Genomic DNA, 23,387 nt, shown 5'->3' with positions numbered 1-23,387 from the left:
CCGACCCGCCCGACCCATCCGGACCCCCCGCCCACCGGAACATCCCCCACAGCGAACGTCCTTCTCCCCGCTGAGTTCCGCACCCCGAGACGAGTTGGAGCACCCATGCCCCAGCACGTGCCGTTCTCGCTGGTCGAGGTGTTTCCGCGCCTGGACCAGCACCGTTCGGCAGGCCCCCCACAGCCGCGCCGGATCGTCTTTCTCGCCCGCCGTGACCTCGGTAATCCGGCGGCGGGGGGCTCCGAGCTCCTCGTCGACCGGCTCGCCGACGGACTGACCCGACTCGGCCACCAGGTCACCCTGCTGTGCGGCGGTCCCGCCGCCTACCGCGACTACCGGGTCGTCTCCGCCGGCGGCGACCTGAGCCACCATCTGCGCGCCCGGTCGACCTTCGCCCGTCAGGTCGGCGACTGCGACCTCCTCGTCGAGGTCTGCAACGGCATGCCCTACCTCGCGCCGCTCTGGCACCACGGGCCGACGATGTGCCTGGTCAACCATGTGCACACGGATCTGTGGAAGCAGCGGTTCGGCGGCCCGCTGGCGCCCGCCGCCCGGCTCGGCCGAAGACTGGAACACTGGTCGCTGACGGCCGCGCAACGCCGGAACCTACTGGTCGCCGTCTCCTCGTCCACGGCCACCGCGCTCCGCTCGATCGGGGTGGAGCGGGAGCGGATAAGGGTCGTGCACAACGGCGTCGAGGAGCCGGGGCCGCGTGCCGACCGCTCGTCCGAACCGCTGTTCGTGGCGGTGGGCAGGCTGGTCGAGTACAAGCGGATCGACCTGCTGCTGCGGCTCTGGGAGCGTGTGCGGCCGGTCACGGGCGGACGGCTCGTGATCGTCGGCGACGGGCCCGAGCGGGCACGGCTGGAGGCGATGGCCGGAGCCGGTGTCGAGTTCGCCGGTCACGTCACCGAGGAGGAGAAGCACCGGCTGCTGTGCGCGGCCTGGCTGCTGCTGCATCCGTCGTCGGTGGAGGGGTGGGGGCTGGTCGTCACGGAGGCCGCCGTGCGGGAGACCCCCTCGGTCGCCTTCGACGTGCCCGGGCTGCGTGACTCCGTGGTGGACGGGGAGACCGGGGTGCTCGCCCGGGGGGAGTCGTCGTTCGCGGCGGCCTGGTGCGCGCTGGCGCTGTCGACCGACCGGCGGGTGCTGATGGGGAAGGCGGCGCGGGAGCGCGCCGCGCATTTTCGGTGGGATCGCACGGTGCGGCAGTTTCGTGCGGTGGCTGCGGAGGCGGTGCGGGGTTGGTCTCCTTGAGCGCCAAAGGGGATGCCTCGACCGGCCGTCGGCGGCTGCGGGTTGTTCGTGGCTGGTCGCGCCCACGCGGCGGAGCCGCACCTGTCACAGCCCCGCGCCCCTTGAGTACCGGTGGTCACAAGGACCCCTCGCTACGCCGCTCCCTCACCCTCTTTCGGGCCTTCATGCGCGAGCAGGACGATCCCGAGCACTGCTACTCCCTGCTCGCCCGGGATGCCGTCGATCAGGTGGAGGCGTACGGCGGGAGGGCCGTCGACGGGCTCACCGTCGTCGATGTCGGCGGTGGGAGCGGGTACTTCACCGAGGAGTTCCGGCGGCGCGGCGCGCAGGCGTACCTCTTCGAGCCGGATCTGCGGGAGTTGGGGACGAAGCCGCCCGACGGGGCCGTCGTCGCCGACGGGTATCTGCTGCCGCTGGCCGACGGGGTCGCGGACGTCACCTTCACCTCCAACGTGCTGGAGCACGTCGCCGATCCGCCGACCTTCATCAGCGAGCTCGTCCGGGTCACCAGGCCCGGCGGGCTGATCTACGTGTCGTTCACGAACTGGCTGTCCCCGTGGGGCGGTCACGAGTGGGCGCCCTGGCACTACCTGGGGGCGGAGCGGGCACGGGCCCGCTATCGGCGCCGTACGGGTAAGGACGCCAAGCACACCCTCGGCGAGAACCTCTTCGCCGTGCACATCGGACGCACTCTGCGGCAGGTGCGCGGCCGGGACGACGTGACGGTCGTGTCGGCGCGCTCCCGCTACTGGCCGTTCCTCGCGGAGACCGTCGTGAAGGCGCCGGGCCTGCGTGAGTTCGCCACCTGGAACCTCCTCCTCATCCTCCGGCGGTGTCCACCATGACGAGCACGGTCCAGGCTCCACCTCCCGCGCCGGTACGGCCGCCGGGCACGACCGAGGGACCCCCTCCTGAGGGCCCTCGGTCGCGGCGCTGGCTGCTGGGGTTCTGGGCCGTGGTGTTCGTGCTGCTGGTCGCGGCGCAGCCGGGGCGGCAGACCTTCGACACCAAGCTCGGGGTCACCACCGACCCCTGGCAGTTCGTCTCCGACCTCGGGCAGCTCTGGCACGACCGGGGCGGGTTCGGCGGCATCCAGGACCAGTACGTCGGCTATCTGTGGCCGATGCTGCCGTACTACGGCATGACCGATCTGGTCGGGCTGCCGGTGTGGCTGGCGGAGCGGCTGTGGCTGTCGCTGATCGTGTCGGTGGCCTTCTGGGGTGCGCTGCGGCTGGCCGAGCGGCTGAACGTCGGCAGTTCCGCGTCCCGCCTGCTGGCCGCCGGTGCCTATGCGCTGTGGCCGGTGTTCACCACGGTCGTGGGGTCGACCTCGGCCGCCGCGCTGCCCGGGGCGTTCCTGCCGTGGGTGCTGCTGCCGCTGACGGACGAGCGGTACAGCGCACGGGTGGCGGCCCTGCGGTCGGCGCTGGTCATCCCCTTCATGGGCGGCGTCAACGCCTCGGCGACCCTGGCCTCGCTGCTGCCCGTCGGGCTGTATCTGCTCACCCGGACACCGGGGCCCAGACAGCGCGGACTCATCGCCTGGTGGGTGCCGGGGGTGGTCCTGGCGACCGCCTGGTGGGTGGTGCCGCTGCTGCTGCTCGGCTTCTACGGGGAGAACTTCCTTCCGTACGTGGAGAGTTCGCAGACCACGACGGCCACGATGTCCGCCACCGAGGCGCTGCGGGGTGCCGGGAACTGGGTGGCGTATCTGAACTTCGGTGAGCCCTGGCTGCCGGCCGGCTGGTCCGTCGCCGCCTCCGTGCTGGTGATCCTGTCGTCGGCCCTGGCGGCCGGCCTGGGGCTGGCCGGGCTCGCGCGGCGGGACATGCCGGAGCGGCGGTGGCTGGTGCTGACCGTGCTGGTCGTCGCGCTGGTCACGCTCGCCGGGTACGGCGGTGCCTTCGGTGCGCCCTTCCACGGGGTCGTCCAGGACTGGCTGAACGGGGGCCTCGCGCCGTTCCGGAACATCTACAAGTTCCAGACCGGGCTGGCGCTGGCGCTGGTGCTGGGGCTCGCGCACCTGGTGGGGGTGGCCGCGCAGGCGCGCGGGGCCCGCCGGGTGCGGGGGCGGCGGTTCGCACCGCTGATCGCGGCCGTGCTCGTCGTACCCGGGCTGCTGTGGCCGTACCTCAACGGGTCGGTGCTGCAACCCGGTTCGTTCCGGGAACTTCCCAAGTACTGGCAGGCGACGGCCGATTGGCTGGAGAAGTACTCGCCGGACTCGCGGGCGCTGGTCGTGCCGGCCACCGCGCACGGCATCCACACCTGGGGCACCACCGTCGACCAGCCCCTGGACGTGCTCGCCGAGTCCCGCTGGGCGCAGCGCGACTACGTGCCGTTCGGCACCCCCGGCAACCGGCGCGCGATGGACGCGGTCGAGCAGGCCCTGCTGACGGGCGCCGAAGTGCCCGGCCTCGCGGACTACTTGAGCCGGGCGGGCCTGTACTACGTCGTCGTCCGCAACGACCTGGACCCCGACCAGATCGGTGCCGTACCGACCACGACCGTGAAGCGGACCCTGGAGCAGTCGGGGTACGAGCGGGTCACCGGGCTGGGGCCGGTCATGACCGGCGGGCGGATCGCCGAGGGCACCCCGCTCCAGGTCGAGGGCCTGTACGCGCGGCAGCGGGCCGTGGAGATCTACCGGCCCGCCCAGGACGTGCCGCGTCCCGGGCAGGCCGGACTGAAGGCGATCGCGGACACGGCCGTCGTCTCCGGCGGGCCCGAGTCGCTGCTGCCGCTGGCCGCCGACCCGGAGCTGCGCGACCGGGCCACCGTGCTGACCGGCGACAACCATCCCGGTCTCGGCACCCCGGCCGTCCAGGTGGTCGGGGACGGGCTGCGCCGGGCGGACACCCGGTTCGGCCTGGTCAACGCCAACACGTCGTACACGTACACGGCGAACGAGCGGAACCCGAGCGGGAGTGTGCAGGACGCCGGTGAGCCGCCGAAACAGATTCTGCCGGTGTCCGGGCTCGACCATCAGACGGTGGCCGAGCTGCGCGGCGCCAGGTCCGTGACCGCCTCGACCAGCGGCAACTGGCTCTTCCACCTGCCGCAGTACGACCCGGTGAACGCCTTCGACGGCGACCGGGACACCGCCTGGGCGGAGGGCGCGGCCGGTTCGGCGAACGGACAGTGGCTGCGGATCGACTTCGACGGCGGCCAGGACATCCCGGAGACGTTCGAGGTGACACCGCTGCCGCAGGACGGGGTGCGGTCGGCGCCGACGCGGATCAAGGTGGAGACCGAGCGGGGCTCACGCTCCACGAACCTCCAGGCGGACGGCTCCACGCAGACCGTCAACGCCCGCCCCGGCGAGACACGTTGGCTGAAGATCACGATTCTCGACTCGGCGGAGCGGCACACCGGTCTGGTCGGCGCGGGCTTCGCCGAGGTCGACATCCCGGGTGTCAAGGTCACCCGCATGCTGCGGCTTCCGACCGACGCCCGGGATGCCGAGGGCACGGCCGCCTCCGCCGAGGTGGTCTCGCTCCAGCGGGCCGCCGACCCGACCGGCCTCTCCCCCACGGGCACCGAGCCCGGCCTGCACCGCACCTTCGCCACCGGCACGGCGGGGACGTACGAGCTGAAGGCGACGGCCGTGCCCGTGCCGGGCGACGAGCTGGACAAGCTGCTGTACGAGGTCGCCCCCGACCAGCAGACCCGGATGACGGCGACCGCCGACTCCACCGCCTCGCTCGGGGCCGGACTCTCGCCCCGCAACCTCACCGACGGCGACCTGACCACGGCGTGGATCGCGGGCGACGAGCCGACGATCCATCTGAGCTGGAAGGACAAGTGGCCGGTCGGCTCGCTCGTCCTGGCCCCGGCGGGCGGGCTGTCGGCCCGGCCCACCCAGGTCGAGATCAGCTCCCCGGACGGCGCGGTCGTCGCCGGGGTCGACGAGAACGGCTGGGTGCGCTTCGACCCGATCAACACCGACCAGCTCGACATCACCGTCACCGAGACGGCCCCGATGACCGTCCACAACCCCGTCGCCGACGACGACCTGCAACTCCCGGTCGGACTCACCGAGGCGTACGTCCCGGCCCTCGACCAGTACCGCACACCGCAGCCCGCCCCGACCCGGGACTTCGAGCTGCCGTGCGGCGAGGGACCGACGGTCGAGGTCGACGGGACCCTGTACGAGACGAGCGCGCGAGGGACCGTACGGGACCTCGTGGAGCGCCGGCCGGTCGACCTGACGCTCTGCCAGGAGGGGCGCGCGGGCGGCGGGTTGGAGCTCGACGCCGCCGACCGGCACACCTTCGAGTCCGAGGACACGGGCGCGCTGGCCGTCACGACCGTCACGCTCACCCGGGGCACGGTCACCGAACCCGCCTCCTCCGGGCGCGAGTTGGGCATTCGGGACTGGCTCGGCGACCGCCGCGCGGTCACCGTCGGCGACGGCGCGGCCTCCTACCTGACGACGTACGAGAACTTCAACGACGGCTGGAAGGCGACGCTGAACGGCCGCGAGCTGACCCCGGTCAGGCTCGACGGCTGGCAGCAGGGCTGGCGCGTCCCCGGCGGCGCGGGCGGCACGGTCAAGCTGTCGTACGAGCCGTCCGTGACCTACGAGGCGGGGCTGATCGGGGCGGGCGTCGGCCTCGCGGCCCTCGTCGGGCTGACCCTCTGGCGCCGGCGGGAGCCCAACCCCGACGCACCGCAGCCGACGCCGCCGGGCCCCGGCCTCTGGCTCGGCACGGTCGCGCTCACCCTGGTCGGCATCGTCATCGCGGGCTTCTTCGCCCTCCTCGTGCCGGCGCTGGCCCTCCTTGCCTGGAAGCGGCACACCCTGCTCGTGCCGATCGCCTTCCTGGCGCTGGCGGGTGCAGGGATCACCGCCGCGTTCGGGGCGGGCGAGCCGGTCGCGGCCGACACGGGCGCGTTCGGCCCGGTGGCCCAACTCCTCGCCCTCATCGGCCTGTTCGCGGCACTGGTGAGTGTGGGCGCGGACGTCGCGACCGCGCCGGAACGCCCCGGCGCCACGCGGGAGTTCGAGCGTCCACCGGGGGCGGAGGCGCCGACGGAGCCGCTGCCGCAGCGGCAGCGCGCGGGCAGGACGCTGAACGGCGGGCCGGGCGGCGAAGCAGGCGGCGCGGGAAGCGGAGGCGGCGGCGGATCGGTCGCGAGTCCGACGATCTCGGCGCGCGGTCCCGGTGCCCTGCAAGGGGACCCCGACACCCCGACCCGCCGCATCCCCCTCACCAAGCCGAAGTTCAAAGCGACTGAGCCGGAGGACGAGGGCGGTACGGGAAGGGGGGAACCGGGATGACGGCGCTGGACCGGCCCGCGCGGGACGAGGCCGCACCGGGGCCCGTACGGATCCCCTTCCCGGTGGTGGACGAGGTGTCCCGCCACTGTCTCCAGGAGGAGGAGCCCGAGACCGTCCACATCGAGGTCCACCTGCCCGGCCGGCTCGACCCCGACCGTCTGCGCACCGCCTTCACGGCGGCGCTCCAGCAGCACCCCCGGATCCTCATGCGCGAGGCTCCGGGGCGCTGGTACCGCCGCCGCTACGAGTGGGAGCTGACGCGGGAGCCGGAGGTGGAGGTGGTGACCTTCCTGCCGGCCGGGCCGCACGCGCTGCGGGACGCGCGGACGAGGGCACTGATCGAAGCGCCCCCGCTGACGCTGTCCCCGCCGATCCGCCTGGAGGTGGTGGAAGGCGCGGGCCCGGCAGTAGGCAGCGAGGCCTCGGACGCGGTGGGCCTACCGACAGCCAGCCGCGCCACCACCTCCCCGCCCTCCCCAGCCGCGGGCAACCGCGCCACCCCCTCCCCGTCTCCCGTAGCTGCGGGCAATCGTGCCGCCACCTCCCCGCCCTCCCTAGCTGCGGGCAATCGTGCCGCTGGGGCGATGGGGGTCCCCCCGCTCGAGCGCAGCCGAGAGTGGGGGAGGGTGGGCGCAGCGGCACCTCGACCCGCCGAGCAGCGGACCCAACCCCCGGCCGACCCCACCCCCGGGCACCCGAAAACCACCGGCACCGACCCCACCCCCACCCCCACCGGCCCAAAAACCCCCGGCACCGTCCTCTTCCTCACCATCAACCACACCGCCCTGGACGGCCCCGCCTGCCTCCGCATCCTCGCCACCGCAGCACAGCTCTACGGCGGACAGGACAACTCCCCCACCGCCCCACCCGTCCGCCCCACGCCGGCCCAGGACGAACCGACCCCGGCCGAGACGGACGCCCCCTCCAACTGGTCCCGCCCCGCCCGCGTGGCGCAGGGCACCCCCGAACCCTCCCCCGGCAACGGCCTGCTCGTCACCGAGCTGCCCGTCCCCCGCCGCCCGAAGTCCGCCCCCTACACCGTGAACGACCAGCTCATGGTCACCACGGCCCTGATGCTCGCCCACTGGAACCGGGAGCACGGCGCCCACCCGCGCCCCCTCCGTATCACCATGCCGGTGGACGACCGCCCCAGGGACACGCACATGCCGATCGGCAACGGCACCCGCCTGGTCGAAGTCCCCTTCTCCCCGGCGGAGTTGAACCAGAACCACACCCCGCTCGCCACCCTCCTGCGCCGCACGGCGGACCGCACCCGCGCCCTGAAGTCCCTCCCGCGCCCCCAACTGGGCCACGGGGCCTCCCTGTTGACGGCGCCGGTGGTCCCCGTGTCCTGGCGCGCCGCCCTCACCAAGGGCCTGCGCCGGGCGGCCGCGCCCTGGACGTCGACCACCCTGCTCAGCAACATCGGCCGTATCCCGTACGCGCTGGACTTCGGCGAGGAGGCGGGCCGCGCCCACGCCGTCTGGTTCTCCGCCCCCGCCCGCATGCCCCGCGGCCTCACCGTCACGACCGCGTCGACGGCGGGCCGCCTCCACCTGGCCCTGCGCTGGTCCCGGGCCCTGCTCAGCCACGGCGACGGCGCCCACCTCCGCGACCTCTTCGAGCACTACCTGCACGCGACGGAAGAGGACATCGAGTGATGCCGACCACCTCACCCACCACCACGACAACACCGCCTCGGGTCAAGGGACTTCGCGACTTCTACGAGGACCCGTCCGTCCCGGTCGCCTCCGGCACCCCCCGCAGCCTCGCCCAGGCCCGCATGCTGGCGGCCGCCCTGGGCCCGGCGACCCGCACCGGCCCCCGCACGATCCTCGACATCGGCTGCGGCGACGGCACGGCCGCGGCCACCGCCGCGCCCCTGCTCCCGGGTCACCGCATCATCGGCGTCGACTGGTCCCAGGACGCCCTCCGCCGCGCCCGTACCCGTGTCCCGTACGCGATCCGCGGCGAACTGGCCGACGGCGGGCTGCCGTTGCGGTCGGAGTCCGCCGACGCCGTGCTGTTCAGCGAGGTCATCGAGCACCTCGTCGACCCGGACGCGGCCCTCGACGAGATCCGCCGCGTCCTGCGACCGGGCGGCCATCTGATGCTGTCGACGCCCAACCTGGCCGCCTGGTACAACCGCGCCCTGCTCCTAGCGGGCGTGCAGCCGGTGTTCTCCGAGGTGAGCCTGCGCGGCATCCACGGCCGCCCGGGGACGGAGGTCGTGGGCCATCTGCGGCTCTACACCGCCCGCGCGCTACGGGAGTTCGTGGCCGCGTCCGGCTTCGAGGTCGTCCGGCTGCGCGGGGCGCCCTTCCACGGCGTACCGCGGCCGCTGCGTCCACTGGACCGGCTGGCCTGCGCGGCCCCCTCGGCGGCGTCCATCCTGCTGCTGCACGCGCGGAGGACGTAGGCGATGTGGTGGGGAGTGGCCGCGGCCCTGTTGGCGAACGCGCTGTACAGCACGGGATTCGTCCTGGAGAAACGCGCCCTCACCGCGATGCCCCAGGTGACGGTCAGGGAGCCGTTCAAACTGTTGCGTCTGGTCGTCGGCAGCCCGCTGTGGATCGCGGGCTCCCTGTCGCTGGCCGCCGGGTTCGCCGCCCAGCTCGTCGTCTACCGGACACTGCCGATCGCCGCCGCCCAGGCCATCTTCGTCTCGGGCCTGGTGCTGCTGGTCCTGCTGTCGGCGCGGCTGCTCGGGGAGGAGACGACCGGCCGGGAGCGGTACGCCCTCGGGGCCATCCTCGCCGCCCTGCTGATGGTGGTGCTGTCCCTGGACGAGGGCACCGACACGGTCAGCCGCGAGGCGCCGTACGCACTGGTCCTCACGATCTGTCTGCCCGCGCTGGCGGCGGGGGTCGGGCTGTACCGGTCCGCCGAGCGGCGCGCCCGGCACCGGCACCGGCTGCCGACCACGGGCGTCGAGTACGGCGTGGCCGTGGGCCTGCTGTACGGCGTCAGCTCGCTCGCGATCAAGGGTGTGTCGAGCTATCTGACGACCAGTGCTCTCGGCGAGGCGGTCGTCGGCCTGCTGCGCTCCCCGTACCCGTACCTCCTGCTGTTCACCGGCGCGTTCGGTCTGGTGCTGTCGCAGGCCGCGCTCCAGCGCTGCCGGGCCTCGCTGATCGTGCCGGTCTGCACGACGGTGACCTGTCTGTTCACGGCCGTGCTCGGCACGCTGTCGTTCGGCGAGTCGCTGCCCGACGATCCACTGCGGCTGACGCTGCGGCTCTCGGGCACGGTACTGGCGGTCGGTGTGCTGCTGAGCATGCCCAAGCACGACAGTCCCCCGCCGACATCCCCATCCCCCGCACCCGCCAAGGAGTTGACCCCGCCTTGAACCCCGACGACCCGTTGCTCCAGATCCTGGCGTGCCCGCTGGACAAGGGGCCGCTGCATCTGGTGGTCCACGAGGAGGAGCGCCCCGGCGGCTCCGGTGCCGAAGCCGCCTCCGACGCCTCCCGGGCGCCGGAGTCGCTCTACAACCCCCGGCTGCACCGCCGTTACCCGATCGTCGACGGCATTCCGCAGCTGCTGCCGTCGTCGGGCGAGCAGGTGACGGAGGACGAACACGAGGCATTGATCCGAAAGTTGGACTCATGACCACACTCGCCGCCCGGCTCGCGCCGCTCCTCCCGGACCCGCTGGTCGCCGCGACCGCACGGCTCGTCTACCCGCGCTTCGAACCGGAGCTGGCCCGGCTCGCCGAGCTGTGCCCGCCGGGGTGCGGCACGGCCGTGGACGTGGGCGGCTGGTACGGCCCCTGGACGCGCCGGCTGGCGGCACGCGCCGGGCGGGTGGTGACCGTCGAGCCGGTGCCTCGGCTGGCCCGGCTGCTCGTCTCGTCGGCCCCCGCCAACGTCCGGGTCGTCCAGGCCGCCGCCTCGGACCGGCCGGGCACGGCCCGGCTCTGGCTGCCGCCGGGCGACGACGGGGGGCGCGGGGTGTCGTCGCTGGTCCGCCGGGACATCCACGGCCGTGCGCTGGACGTCCGCTGTGTGACCCTCGACGGTCTCGGTCTGACCGACGTCGGCTTCGTCAAGATCGACGTCGACGGCAACGAACTGGCCGTCCTGCGCGGCGCGTCCGGCCTCCTCGTCCGCGACCGCCCGGCGCTCTTCGTCGAGCTGGAGTGCCGTATCCAGCCGATCGCCCCCGTCGTCGACCTGCTCGCGGGCCTCGGCTACGCGGGCTGGGTCCTGCCCGCGAAGACGTGGCGCCGGCTGGACCCGGCCACCCTGGAGGCCCACCAGGCGCGTACGTCGCACAGGGCGTCCATGGGGCTGCTCCGGCGGGTCCTGCCGTTCGCCGGGCGGTACGTCAACTCGGTGCTGTTTCTGCCGGACGGGCGCTGCCCGGGTGAGCCGCCCGCCGCGTCCGGCGCCGTACGCGACCATGGAGGGCATGTCCTCCGCGAAACGCCCCGGGCCGGATAGGCCCTCCGGTCCGTTCACCCCGCTCGACTTCCAGCTCGTGCTGCTGCGCCGGATGGCCGACCACAACCCCGGGCTCGTCGAGGACGCCCGGCGCCAACTGGGCGTCTCGATCAGCGAGATGCGTGAGGCGAACCGGAGGTGGCAGGCCATGGTGCGCTCGCCCCGGGCCCGGGGGTCGGCGTCGCGGTACCGGTCGGTCCTGGGCGCGCCCGAGTCCGTGACCGGGCGCCGTATCGGGGACCTGGAGTGCGAGGCGTGGCTGTGGCGGGTGCCGCTGTGGGACGACCTCCGGTTCGAGGTGCTGCTGGCGCCGAACGGGGCGGTGTGGAACGAGTGGCTGGTGCGCGCGCCCGGGGCGGCCGGGCCCGAACTGCGCGCTCTGGAGGATCTGGTGCCGTGGTCCTGCACGGTGGACGAGGTGGCGCGGGCGTTCGCGCCGGCCCGGCCGTTGGAGGGGACGGCGCCCACGCGGTGGGGGTTGCGGTTCGTCGCGCCGGACAGGGACGGGGTGCGGCGGGAGTGTGTCGCGGAGTTCACGTGGGGGTTGTTGCAGAGGGTGGCCTAAGCAGAAAGCACCCGGTCACCCCCGGTCGGTCGGCACCCACTCTCGATCAGACTTCTCTCCGACCCGCCCCGAAATCCCCCCAAGCAGAAGATTGGCGATCATCCGGCCGTCTCGGGCACCGGTGGGCCTACTGTCCGTGCAGAGTCCTGATCCTCACGGGAAGGCGCCCCCATGACGACCCAGCACCCCGCGGAGCGAACCGTGCCCGTCGAGCGGCTGCGGCTGGGCGATCACGCGTGCATGGGGCCGAGGGACCTGGAGGAGGCCGACGAGTCGCCGTGGAAGGTCTTCACCGCGTACACCCGGACGAGTCTGGCGCGCGGCGAGAAGGTGCTGCTGGTCATGGACCCGGACGATCTGAGCGACGACGAGGTGGTCGCGCTGCTGGACCGGGGCAGCGGGCAGGTGGTGGCGGCGCGGGACGGCGGCCAGCTGTCGCTCCGGCGCAACACGGAGATCTATGTGCCCGACGGCCGTTTCCAGGAGCGGCGCACGATCGACACCTACGCCGCCGAGGTCGACCGCGCCTGCGACGAGGGCTGGGCGGGGCTGCGGGTCACCGCCGACATGAGCTGGGCGCCGCGGGTCAACCTCGGTCACGACCGGCTGCTCGACTACGAGGCCTCGGTGGCGCCGCTCTTCGCGGACCCGCTGTTCACAGCGATCTGCTGGTACGACCGCCAGCGCTTCGACGACGAACTCACCTCCCGCGTCGGCAAGGTCCATCCGCTGCGGGTCATGGAACGCCTGGACTCCCTGGACGTCACCGGCACACCGGACGGCGGCCGGATGGCCGGCACCGCCGAGCTGAGCACCCGCAGCGAGTTCGTCGAGGCGCTGCGCGAGGCGCTGGAACACCGTGACGACTCGGGGCCCAGCCACTTCGTCCTCGACCTTCGCGACCTGTGTTTCATGGAGGCCCACTGCGCCTGGCAGCTGATCAGCCTCGCCGCCTCGCTCCCGGCCGGCAGCGAGGTCACCGTGCGCTGCGGGGAACTGCTGGGGCTGGTGCTGGAGCAACTGGGTGCCGACGAGGTGCCCCAGCTGCTGGTCCGCGTGGAGGGCGAAGGGGACGAGGGGGACGCCGGGTGAGCGAGGGGCTGCGGCTGCGGATGGAGTTCCGTGGTCCCGAACTCCCGCTGGTGCGCGCCCTGGTGGAGGAGGCGTCCCTGCGCGCCCGTCTCCCGACCTCCCTCAGAGGTGCCTTCGGGCAGGCCGCCATGGAGATCGCCACGGACGCCGCCGCCCGGGGCGCCGACCCGGGAGTCGTCGAACTCCGCGCAGACGATGGCGCGTTGCTCTGCGAGGTGGTGTACGGCGTTGCCGTCCCCCCGCCGGTACGGCCCGCGGGGCACGGCGCGGGCCTCGCGGAGGCGCTGATCGCCGGTATCGGCGCTCCCGCCCGGATCGACGTCCGCGACACGCCCCGCGGCACCACGGTCACCCTGTCCGCCCCGCTCCCCGGCCCGCTGTCGGATCCGCCGCCCGGCCCGCTGTCCGCTCCGTCGCCCGACCCGGTGCGTACGCCGCCCGCTACAGCCCCGCCCGCGCGCTGAACCAGGCCGCCACCTGACTGCGGTTGTGGAACCCCAGCTTCACCAGGATGCGTTCGACATGGCCCTCGGCGGTGCGGCGGGCGATGACGAGGTGGTCGGCGATCTGCTTGTTGGTGCGGCCCTGGGCGACGAGGGCCGCGACCTGCAGTTCACGGCGGGTCAGCGGGACCGGGTCGGCGACGGGGGCGGGAGCCGATGCCTTCGTCGACGCCAGGGCACGGGCCGGCCCCCCGGCCGGGAGGGCGCCCTCCCGGGGGCCCGAGGAGGAGCCCCCCCGCGCGTTCCGGCGTACGGCGGACGCCTCCCCCGTACGCGGACCGGGGCCCGAGCCGTCCCGCCCGTCGTCCGCGCTCGGCCCGAAGGCCGCGCCGTCACGCCGTCCGCCCGTGCGGGAGGCCGGACCCACGCCGTCCCGCCGCCCGCCCGTCCGCGCGGCGGCCGGGCTCTCCCCCGGCTCGCCCAGGGCGTAGGCCACCGCCTGCTCGGGTGTGAGACGGCCGCCCCGGCGGTGGGCCAGGGCGTAGGCGTGGTCGCCGAGGGCGCGGCGGGCGTGGTGTTCGGCGGCGCGGGCGCGGCCGGGCTGGAGGGCCTCCACGGGGTTGCCGCCGATGTCGTGCCAGATCCGGTCGACGGCACCGCGCAGCACACCGGCCCGCTCGGCGTCACCCGCCAGCGCCTCGGCGGCGGCGAGCAGATCGAGGGTGCGGGCGAGGCTCTGGTGCTGGCTCACGGTGTACGGCAGCCGCAGACAGGCACGGGCGTGTTCGGCGGCCCGGTCGTACTGCCCGGCCGACCAGTGCGCGAGGGCGAGGGTGCGCAGCGCCCAGGAGCGGGCCCACTGTTCCCCGTGGGCCTCGCAGAGGGCGACGGCCTCGGCGCACAGCGGGATCGCCTCGTCGGCACGTCCCCTGCTGACGAGGGTGCAGGCCAGTTCGACGCGGGTGAGGACGACGAAGGCGGTGCAGGCGCGGGCCCGGCCCGGGGCGAGGGCACCGGCCGGCACGGGCGGGGGCGCCGGCACCGGAAGTTCCGCGTCGGCGTCGGCCGCGGCCCGCACCGGGTCGAGGCCGGCCAGGACGGCGGCGGAGCGGCTGTGCACCAGGGACGTCAGGGCGCCCGCCCACATGGCGCGGGTCAGGGCCACATCGGGCCGGGCACCGGCGCGCAGGGCCCCGTCCATCCAGTGCCGTCCCTCGCCCCAGATGCCGCCCGCGACCCAGTGGAACCACAGCCGGGCGGCGAGCCGCAGCCCGGCTTGCGCCTCGCCGGGGGTGGTGAGGCAGAAGTCCAGGGCGGCCCGGAAGTTGTCCTGGTCGATCCGGATGCGTTCGGTGATCTCCGTCTGGTCGGGGCCGAACCACGCCTGCTCGTACTCGGCTCCGAGGCGCGCGAAATGGTCCCGGTGCCGTCGCCGGGTCTCGGTCACCTCGCCCAGGCCGTGCAGTTTCTCCAGCCCGTAGTCGCGCAGCGACACCAGCAGCCGGTAGCGGACCTGACCGGCGTGCTCCTCCCGGACGAGGACGGACTTGTCGACGAGTCCGGCGACGGCGTCCAGCACCGCGCACGGGGCGATCCTCTCCCCGCTCCTGCCGTCCTTCCCGGTCCCGACGTCCTTCCCGGCGCAGACGGCCTCGGCGGCGGCCAGGTCGAAGCCGCCGACGAACACCGACAGCCACGCCCACACCAACTGCTCCCGCGGGGTGCACAGTTCGTGGCTCCAGTCGACGGCGGAGCGCAGGGTGCGGTGGCGGGGCGCGGAGGTCGGGCTGCCGCAGGTCAGGAGCTGGTAGCGGTCGTCGAGGCGTTCGACGAGCTGGTCCACGCCGAGGGCGCGCACCCGGACCGCCGCCAGTTCGATGGCGAGCGGCAGCCCGTCGAGGCGGCGGCAGAGCCGGGCCACGGCCTGCTGGTTCGCCTCGCCGACGGTGAAGCCGGGGACCACGGCCGCCGCCCGGTCGGCGAACAGCCGCAGCGCGGGGAAGGACTCCGCCGCCGACGAACTCGCCGCCGAACCCGTGGACGGGCTCAGCTCCTCCGGCGCGGGCGCGGGCAGCGGCGGCACCTCGAACAGCTGCTCCCCGGCCAGCCCGAGCCGGTGCCTGCTGGTGGCGAGGATCCGTACGCCCTCGGTGCCCGCCAGCACCGTCCCCGCGAGGACCGCGCAACTGCGCAGCAGATGTTCGCAGTTGTCGAGGACGATCAATAACCGTCGCTCGCGCAGATGGTCGACGAGGATCTCCAGCGGGGGCCGCACGGTCTCGTTGCGGACGCCGAGCGCGTCGTTGACGGCGTGCGGGACGAACGCCTCGTCGCTGAGCGCGGCCAGCGGCACGAGCCACACACCGTCCGGGAAGGCGCGTGCGACCTGTCCCGCCACATGCCCGGCGAGCCGGGTCTTGCCCACCCCGCCGGGTCCCGTCAGCGTCAGCAGTCTGCCCGCCGACAACAGCCGCCTGACATCGGCCGCCTCGTCCCGTCGCCCCACGAAGCTCGTCAGCTCCGCCGGGAAACCGGAAGGGCGCCGCGACTCCGATCCGCCCACGATGCTGGTCACGCCCTCAGTTGTGGTTCCCGTACGCGCTGTTGTAACCCCGAAGGGTAGGCAGCGGGCACGGGCGGGACGCCCGCTTCGTGGATTTGCCGCCTCTTCGGGTGAGGGGGCTCGCGGGTGGGCGGGCCGCGGGTCAGGCGGTGGCGGCGGCCAGGACCGCGTCCACGGCCCGGGGCAGCGAGTCCGGGTGCAGCCACAGGAAGAGGTTGGGCTCGACGAGCTCCAACTCCATCACGCACGGCTGCCCGTCGGCCCCGGTGACCAGGTCGACGCGCGCGTACAGCAGCTCGGGCCGGTCCGGTACGGCGGCCAACGCCCGCTCGGCGACGGCGAGTTCGGCCTCGGTCGGGGCCCAGGGCACCAGGTCGGGGTGGGCGGTCTTCTCCGCGTCGTACGCCGTGTCGGGCACGAGGACCGCACCCTTGCGGCTGGCGTGCAGGAGTCGGCCGCCGAAGAACTGCAGGGCCCGCTCGCCCTCGGTGTCGATGCTGGTCACGAACGGCTGCACCATCGCGGTGAGCCCCTCGCCGTGCATCCGCTCGACATGTGCCGACGCGGTCTCCCACTGGTCGGGGGTGTAGCGGGCGGCGTACCGGGCGCCGGCGCCGGAGGTGGGCTTCACGACGTACGGGTGCGCCTCGGGCAGCCGCAGGGGGTCGCCGGGTGCGAGATAGTCCGTCGGCACGACGGGCACACCGGCCCGCGCGAGATCGCCGATGTACCGCTTGTCGGTGTTCCAGCGCACGACCTCGGCCGGGTTGGCGAGCCGGGTGGCCGCGCCGGTCTTCTCCGCCCAGGCCACGAACTCGGCCGCGCGCCAGCTGTAGTCCCAGGTGGACCGGATGACGACCAGGTCGTGTGCGGCCCAGTCGACCGCCGGATCGTCCCAGTGCACGGCCACCGCGTCGGCCCCGGCCGCCCGCAGCGCCTCCACCAGCACCGGCAGATCCCGGTCGTGGTTGATCCCGGGCCCGGGATCGTAGGTGGCGAGGGCGATACGGGGAGCGGCTGTGCGGGCCACGGGAACTCCGATCTCGTACGTCTACGGCGCCTTCCGGGGACCGTGGCGCGAAGGGCACTCCGGTGACGGCGGAGCACCGGCGACGGCGGAGCACCTGCCGGGAGGCTGCGCCCGACGAGGGGCCCGGAAGACGGATGTCCGCCGAGGCTAACAACCTCGGGCACCGTGAAGGGAGCGGGTTTCCGCGGGACCCCGGGACACGACCGGCGGGTCCTGCGGCCGGGGGGCGTACGGGGCCGTGGGGCGGGCCGCCGTGCGTCGGCTCACCGTGTCGCGGGGCGGGCCCTACGTCGGCTCACCGTGCCGCGGGGCGGGTCACGGCACCGCCGGTCCCGTGATGAGGCGGCCGTCGCGGTCGTACGGCCAGACGTTGGGGACGCAGCCCTTCATGCCCTTGATCTGCTGCATCATCGCCGGAGCGGGCTTGCCCTTGCCGGGGCACGTGACGTGGCCGTGGTCGAGGAAGTGGCCGACCTCGTGGTTGATGATCAGGGCGCGGTAGGCCTTGACGTCCTCGGCGTAGACGGGGGTCGCCAGCTCCCAGCGCTCCAGGTTGACCATGACGTCGTCACCGGCCCGGCAGTTGTACTCGCCCCGGGTGTTCAGCCCGGCCCGACCGCAGACGTCGTCGACGGTGCCCGGGGTCGCGACCTTGACGACGAAGTCGGCGGGACCGTCGGAGACCCGCTTGAAGGCCGATTCTCCGTCGGCGGTCCAGCCGCGTGGGTCGGCGAGGACGGCCTCCACCTCCTCGGCGACGGCTGCGGCCGACAGCGACAACCCTTTCTCGATGTCGACCCGGTAGCGCAGCGGCGTCCCCTTCCCGACCTTGTCGCTGCTTCCGGACGCCGTGGTGAACGTGCCGGGCCCGGTCCTGGGGATGGTGATCGTCCCCGAGCCGCTGGGCGAGGGCGACCCGGACGCGCTCGGTGAGGAACTCGACGAGGAACTCGGGGACGAGCTGGGAGAGGAGCTGGGCGAGGAGGGGCTTCCGGAAGGAGGTCCGCCCGCCTGGGCGCTCGGCCCGGACGGGCGCCGGGACCGCTCGGCCGAGGACTCGGCGGACGCGCTGCTGCCGCGCTCGCCCGCCGACTCGCCCGTCCCGCCGTTCATCCACCCCACCGCGGCGAACCCGGCGACACCGACGACCGCCACCGCCCCGAGACCGCCCCACAGAGGCGCCCTCGCTCGCGACGTGGGAGCCTTCCGCCGCCGGCGGCTACGGGTTCGACTGTGGCTGCGGCCGCGAGAACGTGGTGCCTTGTGCGCGCTCATGTTCCTTCAGAGTGTGATCAGTATGTGATCGGATGTGGCCGACTCGGTCACGAAAAGATAACGGATGGTCGACTCGACTCCGTACCACCGCTTGACCTTCACCTTCGGTGAAGCCCCAACATCGATCGCGGAACGAGGAACGCCGGGACCGACAGGACCGACAGGACCGACAGGACCGACAGGACCCGAGGAACCCAAGGGACCGACAGGAAGCCAGGGGGAAGCATGCGGATGCTGACGATCGGGGCCTTCGCCAAGGCGTGCCGGCTGTCGCCGAAGGCACTGCGGCTCTACGACGAGCTGGAGCTGCTGCGGCCCGCCCGGGTCGACCCCGACACCGGCTACCGCTACTACGCCGCCGAGCAGTTGGAGCAGGCCCGGCTGGTGGCCTGGCTCCGCCGGCTCGGGATGCCGCTGGCCCGCATCCGTACGGTGTGCGCGCTGGAGCCGGGCCCCGCGGCCCGGGAGATCCGGGCGTACTGGGCCGGCGTCGAGGCCGAGACGGCGACCCGACGCGACCTGGCGGCGTTCCTCGTGGACCACCTCACCCACACGTCCGAGGAGGACACCGCGATGCTCGAACTCCGTTACGCCGCCCTTTCCGACACCGGCCTCGTCCGCGCCGCCAACCAGGACACCGCGTACGCCGGCACCCGTGTCCTCGCCGTGGCCGACGGCTTCGGCCCCGCCGGGGCCCCCGCGAGCACGGCCGCCGTGGAGGCACTGAAGACCCTGGACCGCGAGACCCTCCCGGCGGGCAGTGTGCTGAACCTGCTGGAGGACGCGGTTCAGGACGCGAGCGACGCCGTACGGGACGTCGCGGGGACCGGGGACGACGGCACGACCCTGACGGCGATGCTCTGGACCGGCTCGCAGCTCGCCCTCGTCCACATCGGCGACTCACGCGCGTATCTGCTGCGCGACGGCGAACTGTTCCGGATCACCCATGACCACACGGTCGTCCAGTCGATGATCGACGAGGGCCGGCTCACCCCGGAGGAGGCCACCGCACACCCCCAACCCGCCCTGCTCCTCAAGGCGTTGACCAACGGCGAGGCCACCGCGACACCCGACCTGCGCCTCCACGACGCCCACCCCGGCGACCGCTACCTCCTCTGCTCCGACGGCCTCTCCTCGGTCGTCCCCGACCCGGTCATCCGGCGCACCCTGTCCTCGGCCGCCGACCCCGACACCGCCGTGCGCGCCCTCGTCACCGAGGCGAACGGGGCGGGCGGCCCCGACAACGTGAGCTGCGTGGTGGCGGACGTGGTGGGTCGACAGAGCAGGGAGCGGTAGAGGCCCGGGAGGGCGAAGATGGCGACCCGGCATGCCTCAGGAGGGCGATTCGCCCGGGTCCCAGTCCAGCAGGCGGACCTTCGCGACCGTGCGGACATGGCGGCGCATCGCGGCGGCCGCCTGCTGGGGCTGCCGGGCGGCGATGGCGTCGAGGATCGCCTGGTGCTGGGCGAGGGAACGGTCGGGGCGGCCGGGCTGGCGCAGCGACTCGGTGCGGCTCTCGGCGATCTGGTCGGCGATGGAACGCATGAACTCGGCGAGCAGACTGCTGTGCGCGGCCGCCGTGACCGCCGCGTGGAAGAGCCGGTCGCCCTCGACGCCGTGCCCGTCCCGCCCGATCTCCCCGGCCATGTGCGTGAGCGCGTCCCGCATGGCGGTCAGGTCGTCCTCCGTGCGGCGCTCGGCGGCCAGTTCGGCGAGCTTCGTCTCCAGTGCCTCGCGGGCCTCCAGCACATCGGGCAGCCGCCGACGCCGTTCGACCATCCGCTCGACCGGCTCGACGTCCAGGCTGTCCCGGACGAGATACGTGCCGCCGCCGTGCCGGGCCTCCACCAGACCCTGGACCTCCAGCACCACGATGGCCTGCTTGACCGAGGCCCGGCTCACCCCGAGCCGCTGGGCCAGGTCCCGCTCGGGCGGCAGCCGGTCACCGGCCCTCAGCCCGCCCTCGACGACGTACTGACGCAGCCGGTCGAGGACCTGCTCGTAGAGCCGCTGCTTGGCCATGGGGCGCAGGGCGTCGCTCACGATTCCCCCTCGTGCTGCTCGCGGCTCGTCGTCTCGTCCGACGTCGACGTGACTTGTCGTGATGTCGATGTGACGTCGACGTCCGGAGCGTAACACCGGGGGTGCCAGTGGACCGGTGGCCGAGTGGCTGAACCAATTTCGCTCGCACCCTCTTGACGCCACCGCCGTACGCCCCCACGCTGACGACCCGTAAGTGGCTCAGCCACTCGGCCACTCCACCACTCGCCCAGCCCGCCTCCCCCTGCCGTTCCGGGACCCAACGACGGGAGCCCGTATGTCCCCCGAACTGATCTCGATCCTCGTCCTCGCCGTGGTGTTCGTCATCGCCACGACCCGTTCCGTGAACATGGGCGCGCTCGCGTTCGCCGCAGCCTTCGGGGTGGGCGAACTCGTCGCCGACCTCGACACGGACGGCATCTTCGCCGGCTTCCCCGGTGACCTGTTCGTCGTCCTCGTCGGTGTCACCTATCTCTTCGCGATCGCCCGTGCCAACGGCACGACCGACTGGCTGGTGCATGCCTCGATCCGCCTGGTGCGGGGACGGGTGGTGCTGATCCCCTGGGTGATGTTCTTCCTCACGGGCGCGCTCACGGCGATCGGTGCGGTGAGTCCGGCGGCGGTCGCGATCGTCGCCCCCATCGCCCTCAGCTTCGCCTCGCGCTACGGCATCAGCCCCCTGCTGATGGGCGCGATGGTGGTCCACGGCGCGCAGGGCGGCGGTTTCTCCCCCATCAGCATCTACGGGACGATCGTCAACGGCATCGTCGAGCGCGAGAACCTCCCCGGCAACGAACTGGCCCTGTTCCTGACGTCCCTGATCGCCAACCTGGTGATCGCAGGAGTGGTCTTCGTCCTGTTCGGCGGCCTGAAACTGACCTCGACCGACACCGGGGGCTCCGCCGCCGCCTCCCCCTCCCCGTCCTCCGTAGCTGCGGGCAATCGTGCCGCTGGGGCGATGGGGGTCCCCCCGCTCGAGCGCAGCCGAGAGTGGGGGAGGGTGGGCGCAGCGGCACCTCGAACCGCCGAGCAGCGGCAACACCCCCCGGCCGACCCCACCCCCGGGCACCCGAAAACCACCACCACCGGCACCGCCACCGCCACCGCCACCGCCCCCACCGAAACCACCCCCACGCTCACCCCCGCCCGCACAGCCACCCTCACCTCCCTCGCCGCCCTGGTCATCGCGGTCCTCGCCTTCGACCTCGACGCCGGCCTCACCGCCGTCACCCTCGCCGCCCTCCTCAGCGCGCTCTGGCCGGACGACAGCCGCAAGGCCGTGACCCAGATCGCCTGGTCCACGGTCCTCCTCATCTGCGGCGTCCTCACCTACGTTGGCGTGCTCGACGAGATGGGCACCATCACCTGGGCCGGCGAGGGCGTCGGCGACATCGGCATCCCCCTCCTCGCCGCCGTACTCCTCTGCTACATCGGCGCCGTCGTCTCGGCCTTCGCCTCCTCCGTCGGCATCATGGGCGCCTTGATCCCCCTGGCCGTACCGTTCCTGGCCCAGGGCGAGATCGGCGCGGTCGGCATGGTCGCGGCACTCGCCGTCTCCGCGACGGTCGTGGACGTCAGCCCCTTCTCCACCAACGGCGCCCTGGTCCTGGCCGCCGCACCGGACGTCGACCGCGAGCGTTTCTTCCGACAGCTGATGATCTACGGAGGGATCGTGGTGGCCGTGGTACCCGCCGTGGTGTGGCTGGTGCTGGTGGTCCCGGGATTCGGGTAACCCCGTCGGGGAGCCCCGCCGATCGGGGCTCCCCAGGGCAGTGCGGTACCTCGAACGGCGAGGACCGAGGAAACGACGACCCCGCCCACGAACAAGGCGACGACCAAGGAGTGCAGAACGTGTCCTCTCTCTTCCCGGCCCTCACCGGCGAAGCCCGAACCCCCGAGCACCCCGCCCTGCGCTTCGGTGAGCGCTCGCTGACGTACGCGGAACTCTCGGCCGTGACCGACTCGCTCGCCGCCCGGATCCGCGACGCGGGCCGCGTGGCCGTGTGGGCGACACCGACGCTGGAGACGGCGGTGGGCGTCGTGGCCGCGCTACGGGCCGGCGTCCCCGTCGTACCGCTCAACCCGAAGTCGGGCCAGAGCGAGCTGGGACACATCCTGAAGGACAGCGCCCCCACACTGATCCTCACCGAACCCGGAACCGAACTCCCCTCCCCGTTGGCGGAGTTGGAACGGGTGAACGTCGACGTACCGGACCACCCGACGTCAACCCCGACGTCGAGCCCGGCGTCAACCCCGACCTCGACCTCGCACTCACCACTCGCGGACGAACCGGCCCCCGAAGCCCCCGCCCTCATCGTCTACACCTCCGGCACCACCGGCCCGCCCAAGGGCGCCGTCATCCCCCGCCGCGCCATCGCGACCACCCTGGACGCGCTGGCCGACGCCTGGCGGTGGACCGCCGACGACGTACTGGTCCACGCCCTGCCCCTCTTCCATGTGCACGGCCTGATCCTGGGCATCCTGGGCCCGCTGCGGCGCGGCGGCGCGGTCCGCCACCTCGGCAGGTTCGACACGGGTGCCGTCGCCCGGGAGCTGTCGTCGGGCGCGACGATGCTGTTCGGCGTCCCGACGATGTACCACCGCATCGCCGAGACCCTCCCCACCGATCCGGACCTGGCGAAGGCGCTCGGCCGCGCCCGCCTCCTCGTCTCCGGCTCGGCCGCGCTGCCGGTGCACGACCACGAGCGGATCGCGGCGGCGACCGGCCGCCGGGTCATCGAGCGGTACGGCATGACGGAGACGCTCATGAACACCAGCGTCCGTGCCGACGGCGAACCCCGCGCCGGTACGGTCGGAGTCCCGCTGCCCGGCGTGGAGTTGAGGCTGGTCGAGGAGGACGGCACCCCCCTCACCGCGTACGACGGCGAGTCGGTCGGCGAGATCCAGGTGCGCGGTCCGAACCTCTTCACCGAGTACCTCAACCGCCCCGACGCCACCGCGGCCGCGTTCACCGCCGACGGCTGGTTCCGCACCGGCGACATGGCCGTCCGCGACCCCGACGGCTACGTCCGCATCGTCGGCCGGAAGGCCACCGACCTCATCAAGAGCGGCGGCTACAAGATCGGCGCGGGCGAGATCGAGAACGCCCTCCTGGAACACCCGGGCGTCCGGGAGGCGGCCGTCACCGGCGCACCGGACCCCGACCTCGGCGAACGCGTGGTCGCCTGGATCGTCCCGCAGGACCCCCAATCACCGCCCCCGGCAGAGGAGTTGGCGACCCACGTAGCCGCCCTCCTCTCCCCCCACAAGCGCCCCCGCACCGTTCACTACCTCGCCTCCCTCCCCCGCAACGACATGGGCAAGATCATGAAGCGCGCGCTGAAGACGGCCGAGCGAACCGCCGAGTGAACCGCAGAGCGAACTGCAGAGCGA

At 73.4% G+C, this 23,387-nt stretch carries 18 protein-coding genes; 14 read left to right on the top strand and 4 right to left on the bottom strand.

The features are described from left to right. The first annotated feature begins 105 nt into the window (after positions 1-105). The 11 genes from ACZ9QC_RS29385 to ACZ9QC_RS29335 all read left to right on the top strand — a co-directional run bounded on the left by ACZ9QC_RS29385 (position 106) and on the right by ACZ9QC_RS29335 (position 13,107). On the top strand, positions 106-1,257 hold the full coding sequence (locus ACZ9QC_RS29385) for a glycosyltransferase family 4 protein (protein WP_472915864.1): 1,152 nt from the start codon (positions 106-108) through the stop codon (positions 1,255-1,257). A gap of 164 nt (positions 1,258-1,421) precedes the next feature. Further along, entirely contained in the window at positions 1,422-2,102 is a 681-nt protein-coding gene (locus ACZ9QC_RS29380; RefSeq protein ID WP_472915863.1) for a class I SAM-dependent methyltransferase, read from the top strand. Then, positions 2,099-6,541, top strand: a complete 4,443-nt coding sequence (locus ACZ9QC_RS29375; protein ID WP_472921845.1) for an alpha-(1->3)-arabinofuranosyltransferase domain-containing protein — start codon at positions 2,099-2,101, stop codon at positions 6,539-6,541. The genes ACZ9QC_RS29380 and ACZ9QC_RS29375 overlap by 4 nt, the downstream gene beginning before the upstream one ends. Then, the gene (locus ACZ9QC_RS29370) at positions 6,538-8,202 is read left to right on the top strand and encodes a condensation protein (protein WP_472915862.1); all 1,665 of its coding nucleotides are present in this window, start codon (positions 6,538-6,540) and stop codon (positions 8,200-8,202) included. The genes ACZ9QC_RS29375 and ACZ9QC_RS29370 overlap by 4 nt, the downstream gene beginning before the upstream one ends. Beyond that, positions 8,202-8,960 (top strand): class I SAM-dependent methyltransferase, encoded by a 759-nt coding sequence (locus tag ACZ9QC_RS29365; RefSeq protein WP_472915861.1) that lies wholly within the window; start codon positions 8,202-8,204, stop codon positions 8,958-8,960. The genes ACZ9QC_RS29370 and ACZ9QC_RS29365 overlap by 1 nt, the downstream gene beginning before the upstream one ends. 15 nt (positions 8,961-8,975) lie before the next feature. After that, a complete protein-coding gene (locus ACZ9QC_RS29360) occupies positions 8,976-9,890 on the top strand; it encodes a hypothetical protein (protein WP_472921844.1) in 915 nt (304 codons plus the stop codon). Continuing rightward, positions 9,887-10,153, top strand: coding sequence for a Trm112 family protein (locus ACZ9QC_RS29355; protein ID WP_472915860.1), 267 nt, complete (start codon positions 9,887-9,889; stop codon positions 10,151-10,153). The genes ACZ9QC_RS29360 and ACZ9QC_RS29355 overlap by 4 nt, the downstream gene beginning before the upstream one ends. Then, positions 10,150-10,986, top strand: a complete 837-nt coding sequence (locus ACZ9QC_RS29350) for an FkbM family methyltransferase (RefSeq protein ID WP_472915859.1) — start codon at positions 10,150-10,152, stop codon at positions 10,984-10,986. The genes ACZ9QC_RS29355 and ACZ9QC_RS29350 overlap by 4 nt, the downstream gene beginning before the upstream one ends. Next, positions 10,955-11,551 carry a hypothetical protein gene (locus tag ACZ9QC_RS29345; RefSeq protein WP_472915858.1) on the top strand — a complete coding sequence of 199 codons (597 nt, stop codon included), beginning with the start codon at positions 10,955-10,957 and terminating at the stop codon, positions 11,549-11,551. The genes ACZ9QC_RS29350 and ACZ9QC_RS29345 overlap by 32 nt, the downstream gene beginning before the upstream one ends. 171 nt (positions 11,552-11,722) lie before the next feature. After that, positions 11,723-12,643, top strand: coding sequence for an MEDS domain-containing protein (locus tag ACZ9QC_RS29340; protein ID WP_472915857.1), 921 nt, complete (start codon positions 11,723-11,725; stop codon positions 12,641-12,643). Continuing rightward, positions 12,640-13,107, top strand: a complete 468-nt coding sequence (locus tag ACZ9QC_RS29335; protein WP_472915856.1) for an ATP-binding protein — start codon at positions 12,640-12,642, stop codon at positions 13,105-13,107. Before ACZ9QC_RS29340 ends, ACZ9QC_RS29335 begins: the two co-directional genes overlap by 4 nt. Here the strand turns inward: ACZ9QC_RS29335 and ACZ9QC_RS29330 are convergent. From ACZ9QC_RS29330 to ACZ9QC_RS29320, 3 genes are all read right to left on the bottom strand, one after another. Continuing rightward, the gene (locus tag ACZ9QC_RS29330) at positions 13,085-15,661 is read right to left on the bottom strand and encodes a LuxR C-terminal-related transcriptional regulator (RefSeq protein WP_472915855.1); all 2,577 of its coding nucleotides are present in this window, start codon (positions 15,659-15,661) and stop codon (positions 13,085-13,087) included. The genes ACZ9QC_RS29335 and ACZ9QC_RS29330 overlap by 23 nt on opposite strands. Before the next feature lie 130 nt (positions 15,662-15,791). After that, on the bottom strand, positions 15,792-16,679 hold the full coding sequence (locus ACZ9QC_RS29325) for an ATP-grasp domain-containing protein (protein WP_472915854.1): 888 nt from the start codon (positions 16,677-16,679) through the stop codon (positions 15,792-15,794). 315 nt (positions 16,680-16,994) lie between these two features. Beyond that, complete coding sequence (locus ACZ9QC_RS29320) at positions 16,995-17,834, bottom strand: DUF3152 domain-containing protein (RefSeq protein WP_472915853.1); 840 nt, start codon at positions 17,832-17,834, stop codon at positions 16,995-16,997. Positions 17,835-18,179: 345 nt separating this feature from the next. Here ACZ9QC_RS29320 and ACZ9QC_RS29315 point away from each other — a divergent pair, with 345 nt between their 5' ends. Beyond that, positions 18,180-19,250 carry a MerR family transcriptional regulator gene (locus tag ACZ9QC_RS29315; protein ID WP_472915852.1) on the top strand — a complete coding sequence of 357 codons (1,071 nt, stop codon included), beginning with the start codon at positions 18,180-18,182 and terminating at the stop codon, positions 19,248-19,250. Between the two features lie 36 nt (positions 19,251-19,286). Here the strand turns inward: ACZ9QC_RS29315 and ACZ9QC_RS29310 are convergent, their stop codons facing one another. Continuing rightward, positions 19,287-19,997: a FadR/GntR family transcriptional regulator gene (locus ACZ9QC_RS29310; RefSeq protein WP_472915851.1), complete on the bottom strand. Its 711-nt coding sequence runs from the start codon at positions 19,995-19,997 to the stop codon at positions 19,287-19,289. A gap of 274 nt (positions 19,998-20,271) precedes the next feature. Between ACZ9QC_RS29310 and ACZ9QC_RS29305 the strand changes: the two genes are divergently transcribed. Both ACZ9QC_RS29305 and ACZ9QC_RS29300 read left to right on the top strand, forming a co-directional pair. Further along, positions 20,272-21,726 (top strand): SLC13 family permease, encoded by a 1,455-nt coding sequence (locus ACZ9QC_RS29305; RefSeq protein WP_472915850.1) that lies wholly within the window; start codon positions 20,272-20,274, stop codon positions 21,724-21,726. A 119-nt stretch (positions 21,727-21,845) separates the two neighbouring features. Next, positions 21,846-23,363 (top strand): acyl-CoA synthetase, encoded by a 1,518-nt coding sequence (locus tag ACZ9QC_RS29300; protein ID WP_472915849.1) that lies wholly within the window; start codon positions 21,846-21,848, stop codon positions 23,361-23,363. Positions 23,364-23,387 lie beyond the last annotated feature (24 nt).

The organism is Streptomyces sp. HUAS MS02 (assembly GCF_055702265.1).
Note: the sequence above shows the minus strand (reverse complement) of the source record. Positions and strands in the feature narration are given on the sequence as shown.